We start from the raw sequence: 25710 nt of genomic DNA, 5'->3' as shown, positions 1-25710 counted from the left end.
ATGACCAACGGGGCAGCCTCGACACGGGATGCACTCGACGACAAGGTGAACCGCCTGTTCGCCGGGAAAGTGGTGCGCAAGGACCTCGTCCGAAAGGTGAAGGTCGGCGCCAACGTGCCGGTGTTCGTGCTCGAGTTCCTCCTCGGGAAGTACTGCGCCTCCTCCGATGAGGTTGCGATCCAGATGGGGCTGCAGGTCGTCAACGACACGCTCGCCAACAACTACATCCGCTCGGACGAGTCGATGAAGGCGCAGGCGATGGTCAAGGACCGCGGGCGCCACACCTTCATCGACAAGGTGAAAGTGCGCCTCGTCGACTCGGACTACTGGGCCGAGGTCACGAACTTCGGGCACCGTAACGTGCACGTACCCGAGCACTATGTGCGCGAGTACGAGCGACTCGTCATGGGCGGCGTGTGGGCGCAGGTCGACATGCGCTTCGAGTACGACGAGGAATCGAAGGGCAAAAACCCGTTCTGGATCGACAAGCTGACCCCGATCCAGATCGCAACCTTCGACCTCGACGAGTACCGAGACGTACGCAGCCAGTTCACGACCGACGAGTGGCTCGATCTCATCGTTCGAAGCATGGGGTACGAGCCGGGTGAGATGTCGCGGCGGCTCAAGCTGCTGTTCCTGGTACGCCTCATCCCGCTCGCGGAGCGCAACTACAACTTGGTCGAACTCGGCCCACGGGGCACCGGAAAGACCTACGTCGTACAGGAGGTGTCGCCGTACTCGGCACTGCTCACGGGAGGAACCACGGTCGCGAATCTTTTCGGCCACATGTCGGGCCGGCAGAAAGGCATGGTGCAGATCTGGGACGTGGTCGGCTTCGACGAGGTTGCCGATCTCCAGAAGATGCCGAAGGAAGTCATCACAACGATGAAAACCTACTGTGAGTCAGGTACTTACCAGCGTGGCCAGGAAGCCGTCTCCGGCGATGCAAGCATCGCGATGTTCGGCAATACGAACCAGCCCGTCGACGTGATGGTGCAGACCAGCCACCTGTTCGCGCCGATGCCTGACATCATCCGCGACGACATGGCCTTCATCGACCGCATGCACTTCTATCTCCCCGGCTGGGAAATCCCGAAGATGCGGAACGATCTCTTCACGGACCACTACGGCTTCGTGGTCGACTACCTTGCCGAGGCGCTCCGCGAGCTGCGCAAGCACAACTTTACCGAGATCATCGATCGCCATTTCTCGTTCGGCGCGCACCTCAACGCGCGTGACCGCAAGGCGGTGCGCAAGACGGTTTCGGGTCTCGTGAAGATCCTCTTCCCGCATGGCGAAGTGACACAGGACGAACTCGGAGAAATCCTCGAGTTCGCTCTCGAAGGCCGCCGGCGTGTGAAGGAACAGCTCAAGAAGATGGGCTCGTTCGAGTACTACCACACGTCGTTCAGCTACACGCTGCAGGAAACCGGCGAAGAGAGGTTCGTCGGAGTACCCGAGCAGGGCGGGCGCGATCTCATCTCGACAGATCCACTCTCCCCCGGAACGGTCTACAGCGCCGGCGTCACGTCGGATGGAACGGTTGGCCTCTACCGTGTGGAGATCTCGGTTTCGAACGGTACCGGCAAGCTCCGACTGGCCGGTGGCATCACCGGTGCCACGAAGGAGTCCGTCCAGCGCGCCTTCAGCTACCTGCTAGCCAAGAAGACCGACCTCGGCATTGCGCGCGATCTGGACGTCTCCGACCTGCACGTCGAAGTCATCGATCTGCTCGCGAACCGCGTCGAGGCTGAACTCGGGGTGGCATTCTTCGTCGCGGGCTATTCAGCGCTCCGCAAGGCGCCTGTGAGCCCCGCGCTGCTGATCCTCGGTGACATGAGCGTCCAAGGGAACATCAAGCCGCTACGCTCGCTCACGGAGCCGCTGCAGGTGGCCAAGGACAACGGCGCGAAGCGCGCACTCATCCCCATCGAGAACAAGCGGAACTTCCTTGATGTCAGCGCCGACATCATGGAGCACGTCGACCCGATCTTTTTTGGCGATCCGAAGACGGCGGCGATGAAAGTGCTGGGACTGGTATGAGGGTGGCAATTACCGGACAGGGGAAGACGCGAGATATGCCCGCAGTGCTGGAGATTGAGGCCACCATCAATCAGCACATCGCCTTCATTACACCTCTGTATTCCGGTGGCGTCGCCCGCTTCCAGAGCCGGTGCCGCCGCGGCCCCCACTCCACTCGAACTCCCCCACCGGTTGCGCGCCAGCCGAGCAGCAACATGCCATCGCCCTGTACCAGGCGCGCAGCACCAGCGACGACCTCGCCGTACTGGTCGCCGTGCGCATCGGCCTGTGCGACCTGATGCGCCGGGGCCTGCTGGACCCGGGGCGGGCCGCGCTCCTGTTTGAGCAGGAGCGTGACCGCGTGTCGTCGAGCCTGTTTCGCCGGTGACGAACAACGACCCAACCGACGACTCGCCGTCCACCGTGCATGCCGCCAGGTCGATAACCGGGCGAGCGGCCGACGCCGGACGCTACCGCTGGCGTGTGCACTTCGCCGAGTCCACGCGCCTCGCCACCGAGCACCGGGCCACGCAGTAGGGCGGCACCACGTCGTATGCCCGTGGCCAAAAGAAAAACACCGCTACCCGGAGGCGGCGGTGCTTCGATGTTGCCGTGTCGCGCCCCGGTCGGGGCGGCGGGCTCAGGCGAGCTGCGAGCCGGTGCCGCCGAGGTGCGCGCGCATGTAGGCGAACTGCTGCGCCGGCGAGGCGATGTCGCGGGCGTAGCGCAGGCGGCGGCCGCGGACGGCGGCGTCGGCCGCCTCGACCACTGCGGTGATTTCGGCGCGCTCGATGCCGATGTCGGCGAGGTTGCGATCACTGAGCGCGGCGAGCTGGCGCTTGGCGGCGCGGTTTTCGAAACGGTTCTGGGCCAGGCTGAACAGTTGGATGAGCGTAAACATGGGGCACCTCTTACTGCGTGCTGCACGCCGGTGCAGCTTTGATGCGTTGCAGCATACGACGAATGTCCGCATTCGCCGAACGAGTAATGTGCAAGTGCAGCATGAGATTATCTATACGGACCGATGCCTTGGCGTCCGTTGAAGGTCTTCGGCACGGTTCCAGTCAGGCGCAGGAGCGTTCGACCACCGCGTGCCGGGGATGACGGCCATCACGTTCGGCGAATGTCATCAGCAGGGCCGCGTCGCCGAGCACGTTGGCGGCGTGGGCGATTCCGGCTGCCAGGCACCGCATCGTGGATGAACACCCGGCAGCGCATCCTCGAATGCCTGCACAACTGGCGCGCAACGCGCGGCGGGGCGCCGACGGTGGCGGAGATCGCCGCGGCCGTCGGCCTGCGTTCGCACGGCGTCGTCCACCGCCACCTGAAGGCGCTGGAAGCCGCCGGGCTGATCGCGATGCCCCCACGCCAGCGCCGCAGCGTACGCCTGCTCGGAGCAGCCGCTACGGGCACCGAACTGCCGCTGCTCGGATGCATCGCGGCGGGGCGGCCGATCGAGGCCATCACCGATGCCCACGGCTTCGACCTGCGCGCGCTGCTCGGCGTCGGCCGCTACGCGTTGCGCGTCCAGGGCGACTCGATGATCGAGGCCGGCATTCTCGACGGTGACGCAGTGGCGATCGAGGCCTGCGAGCAGGCGCGCAACGGCGCGATTGTAGTGGCGCTGCTCGACGATGGTTCGGTGACGCTGAAGTACTACCACCCGCGCCCCGACGGCAGCGTGGTGCTGGCGCCGGCCAACGCCGCGCTGGAGCTACTGCGCTACCCCGCCGAGCGCGTGCGCATCCCAGAGGCGGCTGGTGGGCGTGGTGCGCCTCTACGGGGGGCGCCGTGAGCCTGGAGCGGTTGCTCGAACGGGGGCTCGTGTGGCGAGCCGGCACCAAGGCGGTGCCGCTGCGCGACGCAGCAGCGCCGAGCGGGCGGGCGGCGCTAGACGCCGCCATCGGCGGCGGCTGGCCCCTCGGCACGCTGATCGAGGTGCTGCTCGCCGACCCTGCGATCGGCGAGCTCGGCCTGGTCGCCCCCGCGCTCGCTACGCTCGCCGCCGGCGAGCGCTGGATCGTGCTGGTCGATCCACCGCAGCCGCCCTACGCCCCGGCCTGGGCGGCGGCCGGTGTCGCGCTAGAGCGCCTGCTCTGGGTACGCGTGGGGGACGCCGCCGCCGCCTGGGCCTGCGAGCAGGCCCCGCGCGACTCGGCCGCCGGCACCGTGCTGGCCTGGGGCGACGGTTTTGGCATGACGCAACTGCGCCGCCTGCAACTCGCCGCCGCGCATGGCGGCACGCTCGGCTGGCTGTTCCGCGCCGAGGCGCACGCACACGCACACGCACCCTCGCCGGCACCGCTGCGCCTGCACTGCACGGTGAGCGCGCAGGGGGTGTGCGTGGCTGTGCTGAAGCGGCGCGGCGGGCCTGCGCGTGCCGTGGTCGCCGTCCGCTGTACCGCTGTTCGCCGACGAGGAGGCATGGAGCGACCCGCGAGCCGAGGAGCCCCCGGTAGCCAGGGAGAATGGCGTCAAGCCATTTGAGCGTCGGGTCTGCGCAGCGCGTCTCGACGGGCGTAGCAGGCCCGATGCGCAGGGCGAACCGGGGCCGTTGGACACGCCGTAGAGGCACGGGATGGGCGCCCGCGAAGCCGGGATGCTCGACAGGGATGGCGAGTGGGTGCCCAACAGCTTCTACTCCACTCCGCTGGGCACCGATGCTCTGGCTCGATCTGTGGTGTGAGCACCTGGCGCTCGAATGCTTCGCCGACGATGGGCACACACCACTGGCGATCACCGCGACCGTCGCCGGGTGCGACCAGGTGCATGCCTGCAACGCGGCCGCGCGCAAGCGCGGGGTGACCGCGGGCGATGCACTCGCCGAGGCGCTCATCCGCTGCGCCGGACTGCGGCCGCACCGGCGTGAACCGGCGCTGGAGCGTGCCACCCTGCACACGCTGGCACAGGTAGGCCTACGCCTACAGCGCGCCCAGGTCCGCGCGCGGCTACGCCGACGCCTTCGCGCGACGCATCATCCGACAGATCGAGGGTTTCGGCGAATACGGCTTCCCCGAGTCACACGCCGCGAGCTCGCCTACGTGTCGGCCTGGCTCAAGTGCCACGAGCCGGCCGCCTTCTTCTGCAGCCTGCTCAACAGCCAGCCGATGGGCTTCTACGCCCCCGAGCAGCTGCTGCAGGATGCCCGCCGCCACGGCATGGAGGTGCGGGCCCGTGCGGATCGAGGCGAGCGCCTGGGATTGCGCGCTGGAGCCCGCCGGCGCGGCCGGCCTCGCGCTGCTCCTCGGCCTGCGGCTGGTCAAAGGGCTGGCGCAGGACGTGGTGCGGCGTCTGGTCGACGCGCAGGCACGGCCCCTGTTCCGCGACCTCGATGACGCGGTGCGCCGCGCCGCTCTCGACCGGCACGCCCGCGACGCGCCGGTCGCAGCCGACGCCTTCGCCAAACTGGCCGGCGACCGGCATCAGGCCCGCTGGCAGGCGCTGGCGGTGCACGACGCCCGGCCCCGCGGGCGCCCGCACCAACGCAGGAAGCGCTCCCGTGCCTGCCCGTGGTCACCGAGGGCGAGGCGCTGGTGGCGGATTACGCGAGCCTTGGGCTGACGCTCGGACGCCCTGCAGCGCCGTGGCGCCTGCCGCTGCGCCGGCGTGCAGGCCGGCGCCGACGGCACGCGCGTGCACCTGATCGGCCTAGTGGTCGCGCGCCAGCAGCCCGACAGCGCGCACGGCGCGGTGTTCGTGACGCTGGAGGACGAGACTGGCAGCACCAACCTGATCGTCTGGGACCGGGTCAAGCGCCGCTACCGCAACACCGCGGCGCACGCGCGCCTGCTCGGCGTGATCGGCACGCTGCGCCGCGAGGGCGAGGTCGTGCACCTGATCGCCGAGCGCCTCGCCGATCACACCGCGCTGCTCGGTGCACTGACGGTGCGGTCGCGCGATTTCCACTGGACCTCGCGCACACCGGCGCCCAGTGGGGCGGCCCGGGTGGCGGGTGGCACGTACGGGCGGCAGCGGCGAGGCTTACGCCGTACGCGAACCAGAAGGCCGGCGCGCTCGCTATATCCGCTCGGCGCGGGCATTGAACGTCACGTGGGTGATCTCAGGCTTCTGGTTCCACGTCGGCACCAGGCCCCAGCGGTAGCGGCCGAGGTGGCGCGCACCGTCGCACCAGCACCAGCACCAGCACCAGCGTGGTCAGCGCGATGTTGTAGCGCGGTTGCCAGTCGTCGAGGCCCCGCGGCGCCAAGCAACGCGCCCAGGGTCTCCAGGTTGCGGTGTTGGGCGGAGCGACCACACATGGCGTACCTCCTCGGGCCAAGGCCCCCAGCCTAGCGCTGACAGTGCCAACACCTTCTGCACTTCCTGCAGCGCCCACATCGTCCCGCCCCCTCGACTTGCCTCGACCTCAGGAGGTCGGGCGAATACCTCTTCCATCTCGACCTATCTCTTCAACGAAGGAGGCAGTTCTCAGTGTCGCCAGGGGTCAATTTTTTGTGTCGCCTGACACGTCGCAGGCGGCGACAGTTGCTACATGCACTGCCATACGGCCAAGCAATCGCCGCACCGACTGCCACACGTAGTGCCACATACAGTCAGAAAAAACAAAAACGGCCTAGGCGTTTCCGCCTAAGCCGTTGTTTTATCTGGTGGGCGATGGTGGGATCGAACCACCGACCCCTTCCGTGTGAAGGAAGTGCTCTCCCGCTGAGCTAATCGCCCGAAACAGGCGGCGAAGAATAAAGATCGGCCCGGTGGGCGTCAACCCTCGCGCGCGATGCCGGCTAGCCGCCGACGCCGGCCTTGCGCAGCAGCGCGCGCACGTGCTCGACCGGGATCGCGTAGCTGATGCCGCTCGGCTTCTGCAGCACGTTTTCCTTGGTCTCCTTGACGAACACCGAGTTGATGACGCCGACGACGCGCCCGCTCGCCGGGTCGTAGACCGGGCTGCCGCTGTTGCCGGGGTAGGCGGTGGCGTCGAGCTGCAGCACGTCGTAGGGCTTGCCGAGCCGGTGGATGGCATTGGCGTCGAGCTGTCCGGCCGAGGGCGAGGGGATCGCGACGGGTGTCACCGCGGAGACGATGCCGCGGTGGGTGACCGGATACAGGCCGAGCACGACGCCGATCGGGAAGCCGGTGAAGGCGATCTCCTGCCCCTCGCGCGGCAGCCCGCTGCCGAGCTTGAGCGCCGGCAACGGGTCGGCCTTGATCTTCAGCAGGGCGAGATCGTGTTCGAGGTCGATCTCGACCTTGGTCGCCTCGCGGGTCGCGAACTCGCTGCCGCGGCCGGCGAACACGGCGAAGAACTCGCGGTTGGCGGCATCGAGCGTGGCGGCCACCACGTGCGCGTTGGTGACGACGTACTGGCCGTTGGCGACGACGAAGCCGGTGCCGAGGAAATTCGCCGGCGGCCGGCGCGTCGCCTGGAAGGTGCCGATGGCGACGACACCGGGGCGCACCGCGTCGATGGTGTCGGGCAGGCCGGCGGCGGCGGCCGGGGCGGCGAGCAGCGGGCCCAGGCAGGCGAGCAGCAGGTGGAACAGGCGGGTGACGGCGATCATCGGATCCCTCCCGGGTCGTTGAAACGCGACGGGCAGCCCGCAGGCTGCCCGTTCGCTCGGCGAGGCGCCCGCGGCAGCGCCACTCAGAGGTGTTCGACGGCGACGATCTCGTAGCGGCGCACGCCGCCCGGGGTCTGCACGTCGACCGTATCGCCCTCCTGCTTGCCGATCAGCGCGCGGGCGATCGGCGAGTTGACGGAGATGCGGCCGGCTTTGATGTCGGCCTCGTCCTCGCCGACGATCTGGTAGCGCACCTCGTCGCCGCTGTCGCCGTCGTCGAGGGTGACGGTGACGCCGAAGATCACCTTGCCGGTGTTCTCCATCTTGGTGACGTCGATCACGTGCGCATGCGAGAGCTTGTATTCGAGCTCCTGGATGCGCCCCTCGATGAAGCCCTGCTGCTCGCGGGCGGCGGCATACTCGGCGTTTTCCTTCAGGTCGCCGTGCGCGCGCGCCTCGGCGATCGCCTGGATCACCGCCGGACGGGCCACGCTCTTCAGTTCCTGCAACTCGTTCCTGAGTCGTTCCGCCCCAACGGCGGTCATCGGCACCTTCTGGCTCATGCCTGGAGTTCCTCGTGCAGATCCTGCAAACGGTTGACGGTGTCGGTATCGATGTAATCCAGCGCCAGGCAGGTGGCCTCGGCGGCGGCGATCGTGGTCGTGTAGCTGACCTTGTGCATCAGCGCGTTGCGCCGGATGGAGAAGGAGTCGGCGATGGCCTGCTTGCCTTCGGTGGTGTTGACGATGAGGCTGATCTGGTCGTTCTTGATCATGTCGACGACATGCGGCCGCCCTTCGCCGACCTTGTTGACGATCTCGCAGGCGATCCCGGCGGTGGCGAGCAGGCTCGCGGTGCCGCGCGTCGCGCACAGCGCGAAACCGTGGCGCAGCAGCTCGCGGGCGATGTCGACGAGCTTCTGCTTGTCGGCGTCGCGCACCGACAGGAAGGCCCGGCCGCCGGTCGGCAGGCGGTTGCCGGCGGCGAGCTGCGCCTTGGCGAAGGCTTCACCGAAGCTGCGCCCGACCCCCATGACCTCGCCGGTGGACTTCATCTCCGGCCCGAGCAGCGGGTCGACGCCGGGGAACTTGATGAACGGGAACACCGCCTCCTTGACCGAGTAGTACGCCGGGATCACCTCGCCGGCCACGCCCTGCGCCCGCAGCGTGCGCCCGGCCATGCAGCGCGCGGCGATCTTGGCGAGCGGCCGGCCGGTGGCCTTGGACACGTAGGGCACGGTGCGCGAGGCGCGCGGGTTGACCTCGAGCACGTAGATGTCGTCGCCCTGGATCGCGAACTGCGTGTTCATCAGCCCGACCACGCCGAGTTCGCGCGCCATCGCCGCGGTCTGGTCGCGCAGGCGGTCCTGCACCGATGCCGGCAGCGAATACGGCGGCAGCGAGCAGGCGGAGTCGCCGGAATGCACGCCGGCCTCCTCGATGTGCTCCATGATGCCGCCGATGACGACCTCGCCGTCGGCGTCGCAGATGCAGTCGACGTCGATCTCGACGGCATCGTTGAGGAAGCGGTCGAGCAGCACGGGGCTGTCGTTGCTGACCTGCACGGCCTCGCGCATGTAGCGGCGCAGGTCGTCCTCGTTGTAGACGATCTCCATCGCCCGGCCGCCGAGCACGTAGGACGGGCGCACCACCAGCGGGTAGCCGATCTCGGCGGCGAGGCGCACGGCGGTGTCGGGGTCGCGCGCGGTGCGGTTCGGCGGCTGGCGCAGCCCGAGCTCGTCGATCATCTGCTGGAAGCGCTCGCGGTCCTCGGCGCGGTCGATGGCGTCGGGCGCGGTGCCGATGATGTTGACGCCGGCGGCCTCCAGCGGGCGGGCGAGCTTCAGCGGGGTCTGGCCGCCGTACTGCACGATCACGCCGCGCGGCGACTCGACGCGCACGATCTCCAGCACGTCCTCGAGCGTCAGCGGCTCGAAGTAGAGCCGGTCGGAGGTGTCGTAGTCGGTCGAGACGGTCTCCGGGTTGCAGTTGACCATGATGGTCTCGAAGCCGTCCTCGCGCAGCGCCAGCGCGGCGTGCACGCAGCAGTAGTCGAACTCGATGCCCTGACCGATGCGGTTCGGGCCGCCGCCGAGGATCATGATCTTGTCGCGGCCCGTCGGCGCGGCCTCGCAGGTTTCCTCGTAGGTCGAGTACAGGTAGGCGGTGCTGGTGGCGAACTCGGCAGCGCAGGAGTCGACGCGCTTGTACACCGGGTGCACGTCGAGCGTGCGGCGCAGCGTGCGGATCTCGTGCTCGCTGGTGCCGGTGAGCGTGGCCAGGCGGCTGTCGGAGAACCCCTTGCGCTTCAGCAGCCGCAGGCGCCTGCGGTCGCGCAGCGCGGCGACACCGTGGCGGCCGACGTCGGCGGCGAGCTGTACCAGCTCCTCGATCTGCACCAGGAACCAGGGGTCGATGCGGGTCAGCTCGTAGACCTGGTCCACCGAGTAGCCCAGGCGGAAGGCGTCGGCGACGAACCAGATGCGCTGCGCGCCGGGCACGCCGAGCTCCTGCTTCAGGCGCGTGTGGGCATCGGGATCGTGCGGGTCCAGCGCCGGGTTGAAGCCGTCGGTGCCGATCTCCAGCCCGCGCAGCGCCTTCTGGACCGACTCCTGGAAGGTGCGGCCGATCGCCATGATCTCGCCGACCGACTTCATCTGCGTGGTCAGGCGGGCGTCGGCCTGCGGGAACTTCTCGAAGTTGAAGCGCGGCACCTTGGTGACGACGTAGTCGATCGACGGCTCGAACGACGCCGGCGTCAGCCCGCCGGTGATCTCGTTGCGCAGCTCGTCGAGCGTGTAGCCGACGGCGAGCTTGGCAGCGACCTTGGCGATCGGGAAGCCGGTGGCCTTGGAGGCCAGCGCCGAGGAGCGCGACACGCGCGGGTTCATCTCGATGACCACCATGCGTCCGTCGTCGGGATTGACGCCGAACTGCACGTTGGAGCCGCCGGTGTCGACGCCGATCTTGCGCAGCACCGCCAGCGAGGCGTCGCGCATGATCTGGAGCTCCTTGTCGGTCAGCGTCTGCGCCGGGGCGACGGTGATGGAGTCACCGGTGTGCACCCCCATCGGGTCGAAGTTCTCGATCGAGCAGACGATGATGCAGTTGTCGGCGCGGTCGCGCACGACCTCCATCTCGTACTCTTTCCAGCCGAGCACCGACTCTTCGAGCAGCACCTCGGTGGTGGGCGAGAGGTCCAGGCCGCGCTCGACGATCTCGACGAACTCCTGGCGGTTGTAGGCGATGCCGCCGCCCGAGCCGCCCATCGTGAACGAGGGGCGGATGATCGTCGGGAAGCCGATATCGGCCTGCGCCGCCAGGGCTTCCTCCATCGTGTGGGCGATGCGCGCGCGCGGCGTGGCCAGGCCGATCTCGGTCATCGCGATGCGGAAGCGCTCGCGGTCCTCGGCCATGTCGATCGCATCCTGCGAGGCGCCGATCATCTCGACGCCGTACTGTTCGAGGACGCCGTGACGCACCAGGTCGAGCGCGCAGTTGAGCGCGGTCTGCCCGCCCATGGTCGGCAGCAGCGCGCCGGGGCGCTCCTTGGCGATGATGCAGGCGAGTGTCTTCCAGTGGATCGGCTCGATGTAGATGGCGTCCGCCATCCCCGGGTCGGTCATGATCGTCGCCGGGTTGGAGTTCACCAGGATGACCCGGTAGCCCTCCTCGCGCAGCGCCTTGCAGGCCTGTGCGCCGGAGTAGTCGAACTCGCAGGCCTGACCGATGACGATCGGACCGGCGCCGATGATCAGGATGCTCTGGATGTCGGTACGTTTCGGCATGGGGTGTCCCGCGTGGGCGGCGTGTTAGACCGTCGGCGAATGCGAGGGCGGAGGCGCGCGACGGGCGGCTCCGCCCCGGAAGGAGGGCTTCAGCGCGCGCCGTGCGCGGCGACCAGCAGCTCGATGAAGCGATCGAACAGGGGCGCCACGTCGTGCGGCCCGGGGCTGGCTTCGGGGTGCCCCTGGAAGCTGAAGGCCGGCGCGTCGGTGCGCTCGATCCCCTGCAGGGTACCGTCGAACAGCGAGCGATGCGTGGTGCGCAGCACCGGCGGCAGCGTCGACTCGTCGACCGCGAAGCCGTGGTTCTGGCTCGAAATCATCACCCGCCCCGTGGCCAGATCCTGCACCGGATGATTGCCGCCGTGGTGGCCGAACTTCATCTTCACGGTACGCGCGCCGGACGCCAGGCCGAGCAACTGGTGCCCGAGGCAGATGCCGAAGATCGGCACCCGCGCTTCGAGCAGCTCGCGGATCGCGCGGATCGCGTAGTCGCAGGGCTCCGGGTCGCCGGGGCCGTTCGACAGGAACACGCCGTCGGGCGCGCAGGCCAGGACGTCCCGCGCCGGCGTCTGCGCCGGCACCACGGTGACCCGGCAGCCGCGCTCGACGAGCATGCGCAGGATGTTGCGCTTGACGCCGAAGTCGTACGCCACCACGTGCCAGGGCAGGTGCGCAGGGGCGGCGAAGTCGTCGCCCGCCAGCCGCCAGGTGCCCGCGCCCCACTCGTAGGGCTCGGTGACCGACACCACCTTGGCGAGGTCGAGCCCCTTGAGGCCGACGCAGGCCCGCGCCGCGGCGAGGGCGGCCTGCTCGTCGACCGCATCGCCGGCCATGATGCAGCCGCTCTGGGCGCCGTGCTCGCGCAGGATGCGCGTCAGCCGCCGCGTGTCGATGTCGGCGATCGCCACCACGCCGCGGGCGTGCAGGTAGGCGTCCAGCGGCTGGCGGCTGCGCCAGTTGCTCGCACGCCGCGGGCAATCGCGCACGACCAGCCCGGCCGCCCAGATCCGCGCAGCCTCCTCGTCGCCCGGATTGGTGCCGACGTTGCCGATGTGCGGATAGGTGAGGGTGACGATCTGGTGGGCATAGGACGGGTCTGTCAGGATTTCCTGATAGCCGGTGATCGAGGTGTTGAAAACCACTTCACCGGTCGTCAGACCGTCGGCCCCGATGGATTCGCCCCAGAACAGACTGCCGTCTTCCAGGGCCAATAGCGCGGGCTTCCTCAAGACTTACCTCCACCGGACACACAAAAGCGGGAGGGTTCCGTCATGGCCCCTCCCGCCCGATGTCCGTCGCGACACGTTACCCGTTCAAAGTGCGGGGAGCTTACTGCACGGCACCAATTACTGTCCACGCGGCCGCAGCGGGCACGGGCCCCGCGTCAGCGCAGGCCGAGCACGTCCTGCATGTCGTAGAGCCCCGGCGCGCGGCCGTACACCCATTGTGCCGCCCGCACCGCCCCTTTCGCGAAGGTCATGCGGCTGGAGGCTTTGTGGGTGATCTCGATGCGCTCGCCGACGTCCGCGAACAGCACCGTATGATCGCCGACCACGTCCCCGGCGCGCACGGTGGCGAAGCCGATGGTCTTGCGGTCGCGTTCGCCGGTGACCCCCTCGCGGCCGTACACCGCGACCTCGGCGAGGTGGCGGCCGAGCGCCTGCGCGACCACCTCCCCCATGCGCAGCGCCGTGCCCGACGGCGCATCGATCTTGTGGCGGTGGTGCGCCTCGATGATCTCGATGTCGACCGCATCGCCCAGCACGCGCGCGGCGACGTCGAGCAGCTTGAAGCACAGGTTGACGCCGACGCTGAAATTCGGCGCGAGCACGATCGGCAGCTCGCGCGCGGCCCCGGCAATCAGGGCCTTTTCCTCGGTGCTAAAGCCGGTGGTGCCGATCACGATCGGCTTGCCGGCCTCGCGGCAGATCGCGAGATGCGCGAGCGTGGCGGCCGTGCGGGTGAAGTCGATCAGCACGTCGAAGTCGTCGAGTACCGCGCGCAGATCACTGCCCACGTGCACGCCGCTGCGACCGGCGCCGGCCAGCTCGCCGGCATCCAGGCCGACGAAGGCACTGTCGGGGCGGGCCAGCGCCGCGCCGAGGCGCGCCTCGGCCGTCGCGAGGCACGCTTCCACCAGCGGCCGGCCCATGCGGCCGCCGGCACCGGCAATCGCCATTCTCACCATGGACTGACTCCGTATCGATCAAACGCGGGGGTTGCTACGGAATGACGCGCGCGTTCGTGACCACGGAAAGCGCGCGCACAAAAAAACCGCGGCGGGCGCGGTTTTTATGAAAATCTGGAGCGGGTGATGGGAACAGCACCCGGTCGCTAACTCGTTTATTACGAACGTCTTTTCCGATCCATGGGTCACGGAATGGACTCGATTGTGGACTCATGTCTTCGGTCTGGTCAACGCAGGCCGTTTCGGTTGATCCAGAGTGGGCCATGCACATCCACCCGAAGCCACAGCGCGTCGGACTTCATCCGGACGTCCATCGTAGTACTGGCAAACCACAGGCGGCAACGGACAGGTGAACTGCGTCTTCAAAGGCCTGGCGCATCATCGACCGGTGCAGCCCCGTCTTTCACTCGCTCGATGAACCGCTTCATGGGGTCCGTGGGCTCGCCTTTGCGGCGCAGCAGGTAGGTAGAGAGCATCGGCGGGGTGCCGGCCAGGGGACGAATGGAGATGTCCGGGCGCTGTAGCGTCTGCACTTGCGAGGCGATGGCGAAGCCGATGCCGTAACCGGCGCCGACCAGGGTCAGCATCACGCCCAGGGTGGTCACTTCATCGACCACCCTGGGCGGCGTCTTTGCGTTCTGCAGCATCGCTTGAATCTGATGACGGTAGCCCGATCCCGATTCGGGATGACACAGAACCAGCGGGAATTTCAACGCTTCTACCAGCGACACGTCCACGTGCGCGAGCAAGGGATGGCGTGTGGGCACGATCACCGCCAGCGGATCGGTCCACACCGACTCGGCGACGAGGCCATCATGCACTGCGCTTGAAAACGCAAAGCCGATGTCCAGCAGATCGTCGTGCAGCATCTTGAGCTGCTGCGCGAACGGTAGTTCGAAGACTCGAACCTCCAGCTCGGGCTCATCCTCGCGGCTGCGAGCCAGCAGGGTTGCGATCCGGGGCTGCGCCATGCTGTCGCAGATGGCGATGCGCAGATGGCCCTGGTAGCCCTGTGCCGCGGCCTTTGCGCTCCTCACTGCCTGCTCAACGGTGGCCTGCACGCGTCGGCATTCGCCGAGAAACACTTGGCCGGCCCAGGTCAGCCGCGTCAGGCGTGTGCTGCGGTCGAACAACTGTACGCCGAGTTGGCTTTCCAGTTCCCGCATTGCGCGCGACAGAGGCGATTGCTCGATCCCCAGACGCTGGGCTGCACGGGCCAGATGCAGTTCTTCCGCAACTGCGATGAAGTAACGCAGCAATCTGAAGTCCATGGCCGCCTCCTGTCTGTCGTCGTCTGGTTCGGGCTCTTCGGCGCCAGCACTTACATCAAGATCCCGCCTGCATCCTGCTCTATGACACTGCTTCAAGGGCTCATGCTTGCTAGGTTTAGGTGACGGTCGATTCCCGCGGATCAGGCCGGCGCCAGCCCTGACGCGTGCAGGAGTTCGTATCGGTGCGGCTGGCGACGACTCGCTGACGTCAGAGCGAGCGTTTCAGCACATGCATTATGGAACTTTGTATCTATTTTGCGTGCTCTTGCATGGCGAGGCAATACGTTGAAATAACCAGCCTTGTCCGGCCACGCACAACCTCCTGGCGCCAAGGAAAGGTCGGCCGGCGGTGAATGGAAACCCTCTGTGACAGGCACCGCAACAGGCAGGCACTCATGCGGTTCCCTGCGGTCATACGAACGAACTCCATGTTCCGGGGTGAAAAGATGAAATTGCGCCATCTTCGCTGCTTCATCGCGGTGGGCGAGGAATTGCACTTTGGCCGGGCGGCGCGGCGGCTGCATGTGGAGCAGTCGCCCCTGTCGAGGACGATTCGCCAACTGGAGGCTGACCTGGGCGTGACGCTGCTGGAGCGCATGCCACGGGGCGTGTGCCTGACCCCGGCCGGGCAGGTGTTTCTGGAGGAGGCCCGGCATGTGCTGCTGACCCTTGAGCAAGCGCGGACCAAGGCGCGGGCGGTGGCGGCGGGACACCAAGGCACCCTGCGGATCGCACTGACCGGCTTTGTTGGGCAGGTCCGATTGCCGGCGCTGCTCGCGCTGTGCCGGGAGGAGGCGCCGGAAGTGGGCGTTCGGCTGTTCGAGGCACCGCTGCCGCAGGTGGTGGGCGGGCTGGGAAGCGACCTGTACGACGCGGCTTTGGCGATGGCCAGCGTGATGGAGTCCGGTGTGGTCGCCATGCCGCTGTGGCAAGACCCGTTGGTCGTTGTCATCCCTGCGCGGCACCCCTTGCTAGAGCACAAGCGGGTGCCGTTGGAAGAGGTGGTGCGCTACCCGCTGGTTCTGTTCGATCCGCAGGCGTGTGAAGAGTGCAGCCGGCAATTTGAGCGCCTGCTGCGCTTGGCGGAGATGCTGCCGATCGTGGCCGAGTATGTGACGACCCACTCGCTGATGCTGGCTCTGGTGGCGGCCGGCTATGGCATCGGATTTTCCAGCGCGGCGCACGTGCCGACCTGCCGGCAGATGGAATTGATCTTCCGGCCACTGGATGAAGAGTCGGCGGTGCTGACGACCTACCTGCTGCACCCCGAGGGCACTTTGTCGGGGTCGCTGCGCCACTTCATCGACCGTGCGCAGCGCGTCGGCCATATGACACTGGATACGCAACGGACCCCATGAGGCTGTTGCAGGCGGGCTGACCGATTCCATTTTGGTCAAAGCGCCAGACCTGTTTTGCCACGGCCGGAATTGCTTACTGCGGTCCGCTGGCGCAGTTACTCAGCCCTTGCCTGCGCTTGCGGTCGGCATTCTGCGATGAGATTCGCATGCATATCGTGACCCGTCACAGCAAAGACGCGCAGCGCAAGAGTGCTTGCGATATGCGTATCGGTCCTGACGTGTTGAGCTGATCGCGCTTTACGAGGTTCATTTCCCTGCAAAGACTTTGGCCTGGCTTTCCGGGTCAAGCACGGCGCCCGCGGTCGATGATGTTAACGGCATTTTTCGCGCCTTAGGAATTTTGCGTGATGGGGCCATGCACGACAAGGGGCACATCCCGCGCTGGTAAAGGCGGCATCACCGATGCCACAGACTTCGCCGCTGCTTCGCCTGCTCGTTTTGCCCCGAGACGTCCTGGACGTCCACGCACGCCGCCTGCATGGCGGGTGCGGGTGCGCGCCCCGGGTGTGATGACAAATGGAGGCGTGCGATATGTCGAAGTCGAGCAGTCTGGCCGGTGGCGCCAAGATCTACTACCGCCCGATCGAGGCAGCAATCCGCTGGAGCGGATTGTTGCGCTTCGAGCGGCGCATCCTGGCCACCTTGGGGCAGCGGCCTCTGCCGGAGACAACTGAGTTTCCGCGCTGGCCCTTGCTGCGGTTGAACACCGAAAGAGTCTTCGATGCGCTCGCACACGGCGAGATGCCGTATGGCAAGGAGGGCTTGGTGCGCGATACGCAGCGCCTGGCGATGGACGATCCGTCGCTGACGGTGCGGCACGTCGATCTGAAAGCCTGGATGGCACACTACTACCCCGGCGAGAAACCGGCGTTCCTGTTCGACGAGGTTGAGCGTGCGCTTCACCCGGCGGTCAGTCTGGACACGGTGGGCGCATTGCTGGCCGAGCGGGAAGTGATCAAGGCGCGGTTGGCGGAGTTTCTAAGCGCACACGAGACGCTGCGCGTCGAGCACGAGGCGCTGCTGAAGAAGCACGCCGCCTGTTCGGCTGACGCCGAGCGTGCGAACACGCCGGGGCCGCGCAGCGAATCGACCTATCTCAACATCGTTGGCGGCTTGCTTACGCTGTTGTTGGGCAAGTCGCCCCGCGGCATGCCGTATTCCAGCTTCCTGACGCAGGAGGCCATCATCAGTGCGATGGTGGCGCACCACGGCAACGCGATGGGCATCAACGAGCGCACCCTGCAGGCCAAGTTCGCACTGGCTCGGCGCAACTTGCAGCGCACGATTCTCTGAGCGATGCCAGACCGTATCTGCGGTCGCCCACACCGCATTTACGGTGTCTTTCCTCGACGCGGCGTTCCAAATTCGAGTCACGCCAATCAACGCCACTGAGCGTTAAGGAGTGACTCTCATGTCTTCGCAGACCACCGCCACGGCAGCGACGGCCGAGCACCGCATCCTGCGCCGCGCCGAGGTCGAAGCCAAGACCGGCTTCAAGCGCGCACACATCTACAGCCTGATGAAGGAAGGCAAGTTCCCCAAGGCGCTGCGCCTGGGGGTGCGTGCAGTGGGCTGGGATTCGGTGGAGATCGACCAGTGGATCTCCGATCGCCTCAAAGAACGCGCCTGACGCTTCTTCTCCGTTCATGCCATTCGACGAGGAGAAGCGCATGCAGGTGGTATCCATCATTTCGACCAAGGGCGGCGTCGGCAAGACTACTACGGCAGCCAACCTCGGCGGCTTCATCGCCGATGCGGGGTTGCGCGTGCTGCTGCTGGACCTGGACGTGCAGCCCACGCTGTCGAGCTATTTCACGCTGAACGTGCGTGCGCCCGGCGGCATCTACGAGATGCTGGCCTTCAACGAGCGGCGCATCGAGCAACTGGTGTCGCGCACCGCGATCGCGGGCCTTGATCTGGTGCTCTCCAACGACGACCGCGGTGAACTGAGCACGCTGCTGTTGCATGCTCCGGACGGGCGTCTGCGACTCCGGCATTTGCTTCCCATTTTCCGAACGAACTACGACCTGTTGCTGATCGATACGCAGGGGGCGCGCAGTGTGCTGCTGGAGATGGCCGTGCTGGCGTCCGACCTGGCGCTGTCGCCCGTGACGCCGGAAATCCTCGCGGCGCGCGAGCTGCGGCGCGGCACGCTGCAACTGATCGAGGACATCGCGCCGTATCGGCACCTGGGCATCGAGCCACCGCCGCTGCGTCTGCTCATCAACCGTGTGCATCCGGTGTCGTCGAACGCGCGGATGGTCCAGCAGGCGCTGCGACAGGTGTTCCAGGAACAGTCCGGCGTGCAGGTGCTGGGCACCGACGTGCCGGCCATCGAAGCCTATCCGCGCGCTGCGACACGAGGATTGCCGGTGCATCGGGTGGAATACCGGCAGCCGGCGGGGCGCACGGCACCCGCGGCGCTGGAGACCATGCGCACGCTGGCCGGCGAGCTGTTCCCCGCGTGGCGGGAGCGCTTCGCGCTGGTCTCCGGCCGGGCCGATGCGGGAGGGGCCGGCCATGGCGAGCGCGCATGAACTGGCGCGCGGCCGTGAACGGCTGCGCGCGCTGATCGAGTTCGCGCTGGGCGAAGGCTGGCGCGTGGTGCGCACGTCCGGTGGGCACCTGAAGTTCACGAAGCGAGGCTGCGCGTCGATCTACACCAGCTCGACGGCGAGCGACCACCGTGCCGACCGTAATGCCCGCGCGCAACTTCGCCGCGCCGACCGGCCGGCGCAGGAGAACGGCCGTGGCTGAGCTGACGCCGCAGGACATGGCTGCCAAGCTGCTGGCCACCGGCTTCGAGCGCAGCGGCCCTTCGGCCGCGACCTTGAGCGACCCCATCGCCGACACGCCGATGGTGGTGACGCTGGACCAGTTGCGGCCCTACGACCACGACCCGCGCGTGACGCGCAACCCGGCCTATGCGGAGATCAAGGCGTCCATCCGCGAACGCGGGCTGGACGCTCCCCCCGCGATCACGCGCAGGCCGGGCGAGGCGCACTACATCATTCGCAACGGCGGCAACACGCGGCTGGCGATCTTGCGCGAGTTGTGGAGCGAGACCAAGGAGGAGCGCTTCTTCCGCATTGCGTGCGTGTTCCGCCCGTGGCCGGCGCGCGGCGAAATCGTGGCGCTGACCGGGCATCTGGCCGAGAACGAGCTGCGCGGCGGGCTGACCTTCATCGAGCGGGCGTTGGGCATCGAGCAGGCGCGCGAGTTCTACGAGCAGGAAAGCGGCCAGGCGCTGTCGCAGAGCGAACTCGCGCGGCGACTGACTGCCGACGGCTATCCGGTGCCGCAGTCACACATCAGCCGCATGAACGATGCGGTGCGCTATCTGCTGCCGGCGATCCCGACGCTGTTGTACGGCGGATTGGGCCGGCATCAGGTGGACCGGCTCGCGGTGCTGCGCAAGGCGTGCGAGCGCACCTGGGAGCGGCGTGCGCTGGGCCGCACCGTGACCGTGGACTTCGCCACCTTGTTTCAGGACGTGCTGACGCAGTTCGACACACAGCCGGACGACTTCTCGCCGCAGCGGGTGCAGGACGAGCTGGTCGGCCAGATGGCCGAGCTGCTGGAGGCGGACTACGACACGCTGGCGCTGGAGATCAACGACAGCGAAAGCCGCCAGCGTGCGCTGACCAGCGAACCGGCGGCGCCGACGCCACCGGCAGCGCCTGTCGTGCCTGCTGATCCTCCCCCGCCGGTCTCCGCGCCTCAGCAGCCACCCGCCTCGTCTGTGCCGCGCGACACCACGCCGGTCGCGCCTTCGGCGCCAGCAGCGACTCCGCCTGCATCGCCCGAAGCGCCGGAGGACCAGCACGGGGAACGCGAAGAGCGCCTGCAAGGGCACATCGTGACACCGGCACCGACCACCGAGCGCCTGCAGTCCATCCAGCGGATGGTCGCGGACCAGCTCGGCGACAAGCTGCCCGACTTCGAGGCCGATGCGCTGCGTGCGATCCCCGTGCAGGTCGGCGGGCTCTATCCCATCTCGGACGTCTGGTACGTCGAGCCGGGGCTGGACGTGCCGGATCGCCTGCGCGTGCACATCGCGCAGTTCGCGCGCGAGATCGGCGAGGAAGCGGCGGTCGGCGACCACATCGAGGCCAGCGTCGGCGGCATCGGCTTCGTCTGCGCGGCGCCGGTTGTGGGCCAGGCGAAGGCGCTGCCGGCGTTCGCGCGGGCGGTGCTGACCCTGCTGCATGTGCTGAGTGCGGCTCCGCCCTCCGCGAACGGATTGGACCGCGCGCGGCTGGCCGACGAGCTGGCGGCGCTGCTGCATGGCCGCGGCGGCTCGGCCACACGCCTGAGCGATGCTGCGCTGGTGAAGCTGTTCCGTCTGCTGCGCCTGGCGCGCCGGCTGCTGGATCTGGAAGCCGGCGTAGCGAGCCAGGATTCCTGAGCGCAGGAGGCTCCCGTATGTCGGCACCGCACCCGCTCAACCAGGCCGTGATCGCCCAGGCTCTGCATGACCTGCGCAACGGCCAGTTGCGCCGCTGCAAGGCCATGGGCTTCGGCGAGGAGGAGCTGGATGCGCTGAAACACCCCGAGCTCGTGAGCATGCTGGTGAATGCCACGGTGTCTTGGTGTTCGGTGTCGGTGAACCGGGAAGTGTTGAAGCGGCTGCTGAGCCAGGTGCACGACGTGGAGCGGGAGATCGCCACGGTGGACCGCATGCTGCGCCTGGGGGCGAGCACGGAGATGGTCAGCAAGTTCTACGGCCTCACGCATCAGGAAGTGGCGCTGCGCCGCAACATCCTCGGGCTGCCCAAGCGCAAGGGCCGGCATCCGGTGCTCGACGAGGCGCAGGACGTGGCCTTGTGGGAGCGCTGGAAGGCCGGCGTCGCCGAGCGCCATGTCGCCCTGACCGACGACATGGAGATGCTGGCGCTGACCATGGACCTGGCCGAGGCCATGACCCTGCCCATGTCGGTGATCTGGTCGGCGATACGGAACTGGATCGACCAGGGGCTGGTGTAGCCATGACCACGGGCAGCGCACCACGGCGCGATGGCCCGGTTGCGCTGTCGGCGTTGTTCGACGAGGCGCTGCGGCACCTTGAGCCGAAGGAACCGGCGCAGGGCACGGCGCCGAGCCAGGACGGTTTTCTCTACAGCGGCAACCGGCACGAGAGCGTGCCGCGCGCGCTGTTCCTCGATCGACGCCTGACGCCGCTGGAGCGCAATGCCTGGCAGGTGTTCCGCCTGCAGCTCAACGACGACGGCGTGACCGCCTTTCCCACCTACGACCAATTGCGCCCCTACCTGGCCTCGATGCCCTGTGCGGCGCAGGCATCGCACGAGACCGTGGCGCGCGCCCTGACGCTGCTGCGGCTGACGCGCTGGCTGAGCCTGGTGCGACGACGGCGCGACCCGAAGACCGGCCGCATCCAGGGAAACCTCTACGTGCTGCACGACGAACCGCTGACACCCTTCGAGGCGATGCAACTCGATGCCGACTACCTCGGCCTGGTCAGCCAGGCGCTGACCCATGCCGCCAAGGCGGTACAGATCGTGGGCATGAACACGCTCAAGGAGATTGCCGAAGACCCGCTGCTCAGCGGCCGCACGCTGCCGACCCGCTTGCAGGTGCTGGCGCAGCGCATGACACGCCACGGCTTGGCGACGGGGAGTTATCCACAGGAGGTCGCCGACTACGATTCCGAAGAAGGCCAGGATGCCCTTCTTCGGAATGCTGCGCGCCCGTCTTCGGAATCCGAAGCAGGGCCGAAACCCGCACCGGACGGCTCTCCTCGGATTCCGAAGGAGGACCGTACAGTACGTAATGATCGTATAAATGAAGTACGTACAGTACCGCGCGCAAGGGCCTTGCAGAGCCTGCGGCTGCCCGAGCGTTTCCTGCGCTTGAAGGACGAGCAGCAGGCCGACGCGCTGGTGGCGCTGCAGCAGGTGGACGAGGCGCAGCGGCAGGCCGTTCTCGACGAGTGGGCGGCACGCTGCCGCAACAGCGCGGTACGCAACCCGGCCGGCTACCTGTTCGGCATCATCCAGAAGGCGCTGCGCGGGGAGTTCAAAGTCTGGGCCGGAGAAAGTGCATCGACGCCGCCAGCGTCCCCGCCATCTGCGCCATCGTCACCACCGGCATCCCGTGCGGCTGACCCCGAGGTGGCACGTGCCTACCTGGCACAGCTCCGAGAAGCCTTGCGTGATCGCTGATGTTGACTATCCCCAGGGGATAGCTGGAACAGACACCTTTCCGCCGCGCTCGATTGTCGCCCGCCGAATGACAGGCGAAACTGTCGCCTGTGAATCAGACGAGGACTGCCACGCACGAGCCCGGCCGACGATGGACATGACGACTTCCCCCGCCACAAACGCACTGCAACCACTACAGCGAGACGTTCAGCGCTTGCTGGGCAGATGCCTGTTGCGCCTTCAACAATACGAGCGCCTCATGAAAGCCATCCTGGCCCACCACGAGATTTCAGGCCCGGTGCATTCGCAGGAGGCCATTCTCGCAGCGCGGATCGAAGATGCCGCGACCAAGACCCTGGGCACGTTGGTCGGACAATTGTTTGGTTCGTATGTCGTCACCGAAGGAAATGGTGGCAAGGAACGCGACGACGATCTTCCCGGCGACGTGATTTCCTTTCGCACGCGCGTGCAACTGAGCCTCTCTGCGCAGGACTACGCCCAGACCCAGGCCGACCTCAAAGACCTGGTATCGCTGCGCAACACCCTGGTGCACCACTTCATCGACCAGCACGATCTATGGACCGTGGACGGGTGCCGCGCTGCACAGGACGAACTCGGTTCCGCCTACACGCGCATCGATCAACACTTCGAGCAGCTGCGCGGCTGGGCCGAGCATATGGATCAGGCGCGGCGCCTGGCAGCGGAGTTCGTCCAGTCGGATGTGTTCCACAACCTGGTGGTCAATGGCATCGCGCTGGACGGCACGGTGGACTGGCCGGCCGCCAGCATCGTTCGCGCGCTGCGCGAGGCCGCCGCGCAGTTGGCCGTCGGGGGCTGGACACCCATCGCCGCCGCTGGACGCTGGATCGCGGACCGACATCCCGAGCAGCTTCCAGCCAAGTACGGCTGCAGCAGTTGGCGGCAGGTGGTGCACGAGTGCCGCCTGTTCGAGCTTCGCTACCGTGAGGTGGAGGGGCAACGGGCCGCCTGGTACAGACCTCGTGAGGCATAGCCCCGCAACGCGGTCTCACCTCCGCGCGAGCCGCGAACGACTCCGCCGCGCTATCCCCAGGGGATAGCCGGCACACACAGCCTTCCGTACGGAACAAACCGGGCACGCATGGGCTGCGGTTTGTTGACTGACAGCCTTCCGGCCGATGCCGATGCTGGCGACTCGCCCCTTCACCGCGAGTCGCTCTCATGGCCAACGAACGCACAGAACCCTTGCAACTGAATCTCGGATCGCTGCGCAGCGCGATGTCGCTGACGCTGCACACGCACCACGCCTCGCGCATCTGGCACGGCCGTGCGCCGACCGAGGGGCGCCCCGGCATCATCGGACTCAACGGCTTCATCAGTGCGATGAACAAGATGAAGCGCGGCGCCGAGCAGGACGACCCGTACTCGGATTGGTGGATGTTGCGGATCGAGGACAAGCTCGCCGACACCAAGACCCGCCTGCAGACCCTGCGCGAACAGGTCGACCAGGCCCTGGCCGACGTGCCACCGGCGCTGTCGCTGGGCGAGAATATGAATGTGCAGCCGGTGAAGCTGCCGCTGTTCGTGAACGCCCAGCTCGGCTTCATGGCGGTCTACCTGCTGGCCGACTACGACGACCTCGCGCGCAAACTCATCCTGGCGCACCACACTGCGCTGATCGACCGCAGCACCTTGGAGCGCTGGCTCAATGATGGCGCGCACGCGCTGCGCAGCCTGTTCTCGCTGGCCCAGCAGTACCGCTACTCGGGCACGACGCGCGACGACTTCGCGGCGAAGAACGCCGCGGCGCGAGCGGCGTTGGAGAAGTTCGGCGAGCTGCCGCAGGACGTGCTGGAAGGCACGCGCCGCTCGCGCTTCGCGCCACCGATCGCGCGGCGGACGACCAAGCCCGGCACGCCGCCTGCTGCGCCCGCCATCGAGCCCGATGACCCGGCTCCCACGGATGGCGCAGCCAATCCAGCGACGGGTAATGAGGGTGCTGACGCATGACGGCATCGCCCCCCATCAGCCACTCCACGCGCTTCGTGGCGCTGGAACAGGCGGACTTCCAGCGGCTGGAACACGCAGGCTACCTAAAAGGCCTTTTACAGCCTTTTAAGGGTAAGGGGAGTCTGGAGACCTGGGCCAGCCAGTGCGCAGCGCTGCGCGACGACGTGATTGGCCTGGCGCAGCGGCGCGTACTGCCCCAGGCACGCGCCTACCCCTTCAGCCTGCTCGACGTGCAACTGGCCCAGCAGGCCACTGGCGCAGGGACGACCTTCCTCCGCTGGCGCAACCTCGACCGTTCCTCCATGGGCGTGGCGTTGTGGGAGGCCCTGCTGGCCAACCCCGCGACGCCGGCCTCGCTGATCGACGAGCTGTACGCGATGGAACTGCAGCGCATCGTGTTGAACATGCAGATCAGCCTGACCCACAGCATCGCTCGCCAAGCACTGGAATGCGCCAGCAAGGCCGCCCAGGCCGAAGCGGCTTACCTGCGGCGTGTCCACGGGCATGCCGCGGCCGTTCCACCCACCACCAAGGAGTCACCATGAGTACGCACTTCGTCGGCGAGGGCAACATCGGCTCTGCGCCGGACTACCGCGAATTTCCGAACGGCAACGACGAGCCGCGCCGGCTGCTGCGCCTGAACGTCTATTTCGACAACCCGATCCCGAAGAAGGACGGCGAGTACGAAGATCGCGGCGGCTTCTGGGCGCCGGTGGAGCTGTGGCACCGCGACGCCGAGCACTGGAAGACGCTGTACCAGAAAGGTATGCGGGTGCTGGTCGAGGGCCGCACCGTGCGCGACGAATGGGAGGACGCCGACGAGAACGAACGGGTGACCTTCAAGGTCGAGGCCCGGCGCGTGGGCATCCTGCCGTACCGCATCGAGTCGGTGGCGCTGAGCGCCAAGCCGGCCGGCGGACAGTAATTCGCCCATCGCCGTTCCCCCGAGGGCGGCTGTAGCAACCGTCATACGCCCGCGATGCACCAGCGAGCTATCCCCAGGGGATAGCTCCAAGGTCGTCCACGGAGTTCCAGCCGCCCTCCCGATACGACGCTCTTGCTGTGCCAGCTCCTACGATCTATGCACACCGCTGCGGCAACGAACCGCCTGCCAATCACAAAGCGGTGTCTGCATCAATCGACTTCCTTGCTGCCGGCATCTCCTGGCTCCGCCAAGCTGACGTCCATCCGATGAACCGCACATTTCCAAGGAGGCTTCATGCGCGTGTTCCTGTGCGAGAAGCCGTCCCAGGGCAAGGACATCGCCCGTGTGCTGGGTGCCGGTCAACGCGACAACGGCTGCTACAGCGGCGCGGGTGTCGTCGTGACCTGGTGCATCGGTCATCTGGTGGAGGCGGTTCCGCCCGAAGGCTACGGCGAGCAATACAAGCGCTGGGCCCTCGAGCAACTGCCCA

The 25710-nt window shown here is 67.4% G+C and carries 25 protein-coding genes, 1 tRNA gene and 2 pseudogenes; 19 read left to right on the top strand and 9 right to left on the bottom strand.

From position 1 onward, the window contains the following. Positions 1–2043: a protease Lon-related BREX system protein BrxL gene (brxL, locus tag EV699_RS02445; protein ID WP_132538603.1), complete on the top strand. Its 2043-nt coding sequence runs from the start codon at positions 1–3 to the stop codon at positions 2041–2043. Positions 2044–2173: 130 nt separating this feature from the next. After that, positions 2174–2410, top strand: coding sequence for a hypothetical protein (locus EV699_RS02440; protein WP_132538601.1), 237 nt, complete (start codon positions 2174–2176; stop codon positions 2408–2410). 252 nt (positions 2411–2662) lie between these two features. On the opposite strand, the gene EV699_RS02435 is transcribed toward EV699_RS02440, so the two are convergent. After that, on the bottom strand, positions 2663–2923 hold the full coding sequence (locus tag EV699_RS02435; protein ID WP_243662532.1) for a YjiS-like domain-containing protein: 261 nt from the start codon (positions 2921–2923) through the stop codon (positions 2663–2665). 297 nt (positions 2924–3220) lie between these two features. Here EV699_RS02435 and lexA point away from each other — a divergent pair, with 297 nt between their 5' ends. From lexA to EV699_RS20500, 4 genes and pseudogenes are all read left to right on the top strand, one after another. Next, positions 3221–3817 carry a transcriptional repressor LexA gene (lexA, locus tag EV699_RS02430; RefSeq protein WP_132538597.1) on the top strand — a complete coding sequence of 199 codons (597 nt, stop codon included), beginning with the start codon at positions 3221–3223 and terminating at the stop codon, positions 3815–3817. 29 nt (positions 3818–3846) lie between these two features. Then, positions 3847–4509, top strand: a complete 663-nt coding sequence (gene imuA / locus EV699_RS02425; RefSeq protein WP_243662531.1) for a translesion DNA synthesis-associated protein ImuA — start codon at positions 3847–3849, stop codon at positions 4507–4509. A gap of 687 nt (positions 4510–5196) precedes the next feature. Further along, positions 5197–5583 (top strand): helix-hairpin-helix domain-containing protein, encoded by a 387-nt coding sequence (locus tag EV699_RS02420; protein WP_165904000.1) that lies wholly within the window; start codon positions 5197–5199, stop codon positions 5581–5583. A gap of 45 nt (positions 5584–5628) precedes the next feature. After that, positions 5629–5814, top strand: a pseudogene (locus EV699_RS20500) (hypothetical protein); the annotation flags it as partial. Between the two features lie 225 nt (positions 5815–6039). On the opposite strand, the pseudogene EV699_RS20495 reads toward EV699_RS20500, so the two are convergent. The 8 genes and pseudogenes from EV699_RS20495 to EV699_RS02380 form a co-directional block, all read right to left on the bottom strand. Further along, a pseudogene (locus EV699_RS20495) lies at positions 6040–6132 on the bottom strand (hypothetical protein); the annotation flags it as partial. 495 nt (positions 6133–6627) lie between these two features. Next, positions 6628–6702: transfer RNA gene (locus tag EV699_RS02410), tRNA-Val, on the bottom strand. A 62-nt stretch (positions 6703–6764) separates the two neighbouring features. Then, a complete protein-coding gene (locus EV699_RS02405) occupies positions 6765–7541 on the bottom strand; it encodes a S1C family serine protease (protein ID WP_132538591.1) in 777 nt (258 codons plus the stop codon). Between the two features lie 83 nt (positions 7542–7624). Then, the gene (gene greA, locus EV699_RS02400; RefSeq protein WP_132538589.1) at positions 7625–8104 is read right to left on the bottom strand and encodes a transcription elongation factor GreA; all 480 of its coding nucleotides are present in this window, start codon (positions 8102–8104) and stop codon (positions 7625–7627) included. Further along, positions 8101–11328: a carbamoyl-phosphate synthase large subunit gene (gene carB, locus EV699_RS02395; RefSeq protein ID WP_132538587.1), complete on the bottom strand. Its 3228-nt coding sequence runs from the start codon at positions 11326–11328 to the stop codon at positions 8101–8103. The genes greA and carB overlap by 4 nt, the downstream gene beginning before the upstream one ends. A gap of 89 nt (positions 11329–11417) precedes the next feature. Continuing rightward, positions 11418–12557, bottom strand: a complete 1140-nt coding sequence (gene carA, locus EV699_RS02390; protein ID WP_132538585.1) for a glutamine-hydrolyzing carbamoyl-phosphate synthase small subunit — start codon at positions 12555–12557, stop codon at positions 11418–11420. 155 nt (positions 12558–12712) lie between these two features. Then, entirely contained in the window at positions 12713–13516 is an 804-nt protein-coding gene (gene dapB, locus EV699_RS02385) for a 4-hydroxy-tetrahydrodipicolinate reductase (protein ID WP_132538583.1), read from the bottom strand. Between the two features lie 362 nt (positions 13517–13878). Beyond that, complete coding sequence (locus EV699_RS02380; protein WP_132538581.1) at positions 13879–14787, bottom strand: LysR family transcriptional regulator; 909 nt, start codon at positions 14785–14787, stop codon at positions 13879–13881. Positions 14788–15233: 446 nt separating this feature from the next. On the opposite strand from EV699_RS02380, the gene EV699_RS02375 reads away from it, so the two are divergent. From EV699_RS02375 to EV699_RS02310, 13 genes are all read left to right on the top strand, one after another. Then, positions 15234–16145, top strand: a complete 912-nt coding sequence (locus tag EV699_RS02375; RefSeq protein WP_132538999.1) for a LysR family transcriptional regulator — start codon at positions 15234–15236, stop codon at positions 16143–16145. A gap of 531 nt (positions 16146–16676) precedes the next feature. Further along, positions 16677–17438: an ATP-binding protein gene (locus EV699_RS02365; protein ID WP_165903998.1), complete on the top strand. Its 762-nt coding sequence runs from the start codon at positions 16677–16679 to the stop codon at positions 17436–17438. 118 nt (positions 17439–17556) lie between these two features. Then, entirely contained in the window at positions 17557–17775 is a 219-nt protein-coding gene (locus tag EV699_RS02360) for an AlpA family transcriptional regulator (protein WP_004362262.1), read from the top strand. Positions 17776–17815: 40 nt separating this feature from the next. Continuing rightward, positions 17816–18682 (top strand): ParA family protein, encoded by an 867-nt coding sequence (locus EV699_RS02355; RefSeq protein ID WP_132538577.1) that lies wholly within the window; start codon positions 17816–17818, stop codon positions 18680–18682. Continuing rightward, on the top strand, positions 18666–18902 hold the full coding sequence (locus EV699_RS02350; protein ID WP_062798518.1) for a hypothetical protein: 237 nt from the start codon (positions 18666–18668) through the stop codon (positions 18900–18902). The genes EV699_RS02355 and EV699_RS02350 overlap by 17 nt, the downstream gene beginning before the upstream one ends. Further along, positions 18895–20553, top strand: a complete 1659-nt coding sequence (locus EV699_RS02345; RefSeq protein WP_132538575.1) for a ParB family protein — start codon at positions 18895–18897, stop codon at positions 20551–20553. The genes EV699_RS02350 and EV699_RS02345 overlap by 8 nt, the downstream gene beginning before the upstream one ends. Positions 20554–20570: 17 nt before the next feature. Further along, the gene (locus EV699_RS02340) at positions 20571–21131 is read left to right on the top strand and encodes a DUF2857 domain-containing protein (protein ID WP_132538573.1); all 561 of its coding nucleotides are present in this window, start codon (positions 20571–20573) and stop codon (positions 21129–21131) included. Positions 21132–21133: 2 nt separating this feature from the next. Then, a complete protein-coding gene (locus EV699_RS02335) occupies positions 21134–22327 on the top strand; it encodes an STY4528 family pathogenicity island replication protein (RefSeq protein WP_132538571.1) in 1194 nt (397 codons plus the stop codon). Between the two features lie 238 nt (positions 22328–22565). After that, positions 22566–23318: an OST-HTH/LOTUS domain-containing protein gene (locus EV699_RS02330; protein WP_165903997.1), complete on the top strand. Its 753-nt coding sequence runs from the start codon at positions 22566–22568 to the stop codon at positions 23316–23318. A 188-nt stretch (positions 23319–23506) separates the two neighbouring features. Further along, positions 23507–24295, top strand: coding sequence for a PFL_4669 family integrating conjugative element protein (locus EV699_RS02325; RefSeq protein WP_132538567.1), 789 nt, complete (start codon positions 23507–23509; stop codon positions 24293–24295). Further along, on the top strand, positions 24292–24840 hold the full coding sequence (locus EV699_RS02320; RefSeq protein WP_132538565.1) for a DUF3158 family protein: 549 nt from the start codon (positions 24292–24294) through the stop codon (positions 24838–24840). The genes EV699_RS02325 and EV699_RS02320 overlap by 4 nt, the downstream gene beginning before the upstream one ends. Next, on the top strand, positions 24837–25220 hold the full coding sequence (locus tag EV699_RS02315) for a single-stranded DNA-binding protein (RefSeq protein WP_004362284.1): 384 nt from the start codon (positions 24837–24839) through the stop codon (positions 25218–25220). Before EV699_RS02320 ends, EV699_RS02315 begins: the two co-directional genes overlap by 4 nt. A gap of 294 nt (positions 25221–25514) precedes the next feature. Further along, positions 25515–25710: hypothetical protein (locus EV699_RS02310; RefSeq protein ID WP_132538563.1), on the top strand; the 196-nt coding region annotated here is incomplete at its 3' end.

This window comes from Plasticicumulans lactativorans (assembly GCF_004341245.1).
GTDB lineage: Bacteria > Pseudomonadota > Gammaproteobacteria > Competibacterales > Competibacteraceae > Plasticicumulans_A > Plasticicumulans_A lactativorans.
This window is presented reverse-complemented; position numbering and strand designations above follow the sequence as displayed.

Bases quoted from the DNA above. Each gene is read 5' to 3' on its own strand.
- brxL (WP_132538603.1), top strand. From the start codon at position 1: ATGACCAACGGGGCAGCCTCGACACGGGATGCACTCGACGACAAGGTG.
- EV699_RS02435 (WP_243662532.1), bottom strand. From the start codon at position 2,923: ATGTTTACGCTCATCCAACTGTTCAGCCTGGCCCAGAACCGTTTCGAA.
- lexA (WP_132538597.1), top strand. From the start codon at position 3,221: ATGAACACCCGGCAGCGCATCCTCGAATGCCTGCACAACTGGCGCGCA.
- EV699_RS02405 (WP_132538591.1), bottom strand. From the start codon at position 7,541: ATGATCGCCGTCACCCGCCTGTTCCACCTGCTGCTCGCCTGCCTGGGC.
- greA (WP_132538589.1), bottom strand. From the start codon at position 8,104: ATGAGCCAGAAGGTGCCGATGACCGCCGTTGGGGCGGAACGACTCAGG.
- carB (WP_132538587.1), bottom strand. From the start codon at position 11,328: ATGCCGAAACGTACCGACATCCAGAGCATCCTGATCATCGGCGCCGGT.
- dapB (WP_132538583.1), bottom strand. From the start codon at position 13,516: ATGGTGAGAATGGCGATTGCCGGTGCCGGCGGCCGCATGGGCCGGCCG.
- EV699_RS02380 (WP_132538581.1), bottom strand. From the start codon at position 14,787: ATGGACTTCAGATTGCTGCGTTACTTCATCGCAGTTGCGGAAGAACTG.
- EV699_RS02375 (WP_132538999.1), top strand. From the start codon at position 15,234: ATGAAATTGCGCCATCTTCGCTGCTTCATCGCGGTGGGCGAGGAATTG.
- EV699_RS02365 (WP_165903998.1), top strand. From the start codon at position 16,677: ATGTCGAAGTCGAGCAGTCTGGCCGGTGGCGCCAAGATCTACTACCGC.
- EV699_RS02360 (WP_004362262.1), top strand. From the start codon at position 17,557: ATGTCTTCGCAGACCACCGCCACGGCAGCGACGGCCGAGCACCGCATC.
- EV699_RS02355 (WP_132538577.1), top strand. From the start codon at position 17,816: ATGCAGGTGGTATCCATCATTTCGACCAAGGGCGGCGTCGGCAAGACT.
- EV699_RS02350 (WP_062798518.1), top strand. From the start codon at position 18,666: ATGGCGAGCGCGCATGAACTGGCGCGCGGCCGTGAACGGCTGCGCGCG.
- EV699_RS02340 (WP_132538573.1), top strand. From the start codon at position 20,571: ATGTCGGCACCGCACCCGCTCAACCAGGCCGTGATCGCCCAGGCTCTG.
- EV699_RS02335 (WP_132538571.1), top strand. From the start codon at position 21,134: ATGACCACGGGCAGCGCACCACGGCGCGATGGCCCGGTTGCGCTGTCG.
- EV699_RS02330 (WP_165903997.1), top strand. From the start codon at position 22,566: ATGAAAGCCATCCTGGCCCACCACGAGATTTCAGGCCCGGTGCATTCG.
- EV699_RS02325 (WP_132538567.1), top strand. From the start codon at position 23,507: ATGGCCAACGAACGCACAGAACCCTTGCAACTGAATCTCGGATCGCTG.
- EV699_RS02320 (WP_132538565.1), top strand. From the start codon at position 24,292: ATGACGGCATCGCCCCCCATCAGCCACTCCACGCGCTTCGTGGCGCTG.
- EV699_RS02315 (WP_004362284.1), top strand. From the start codon at position 24,837: ATGAGTACGCACTTCGTCGGCGAGGGCAACATCGGCTCTGCGCCGGAC.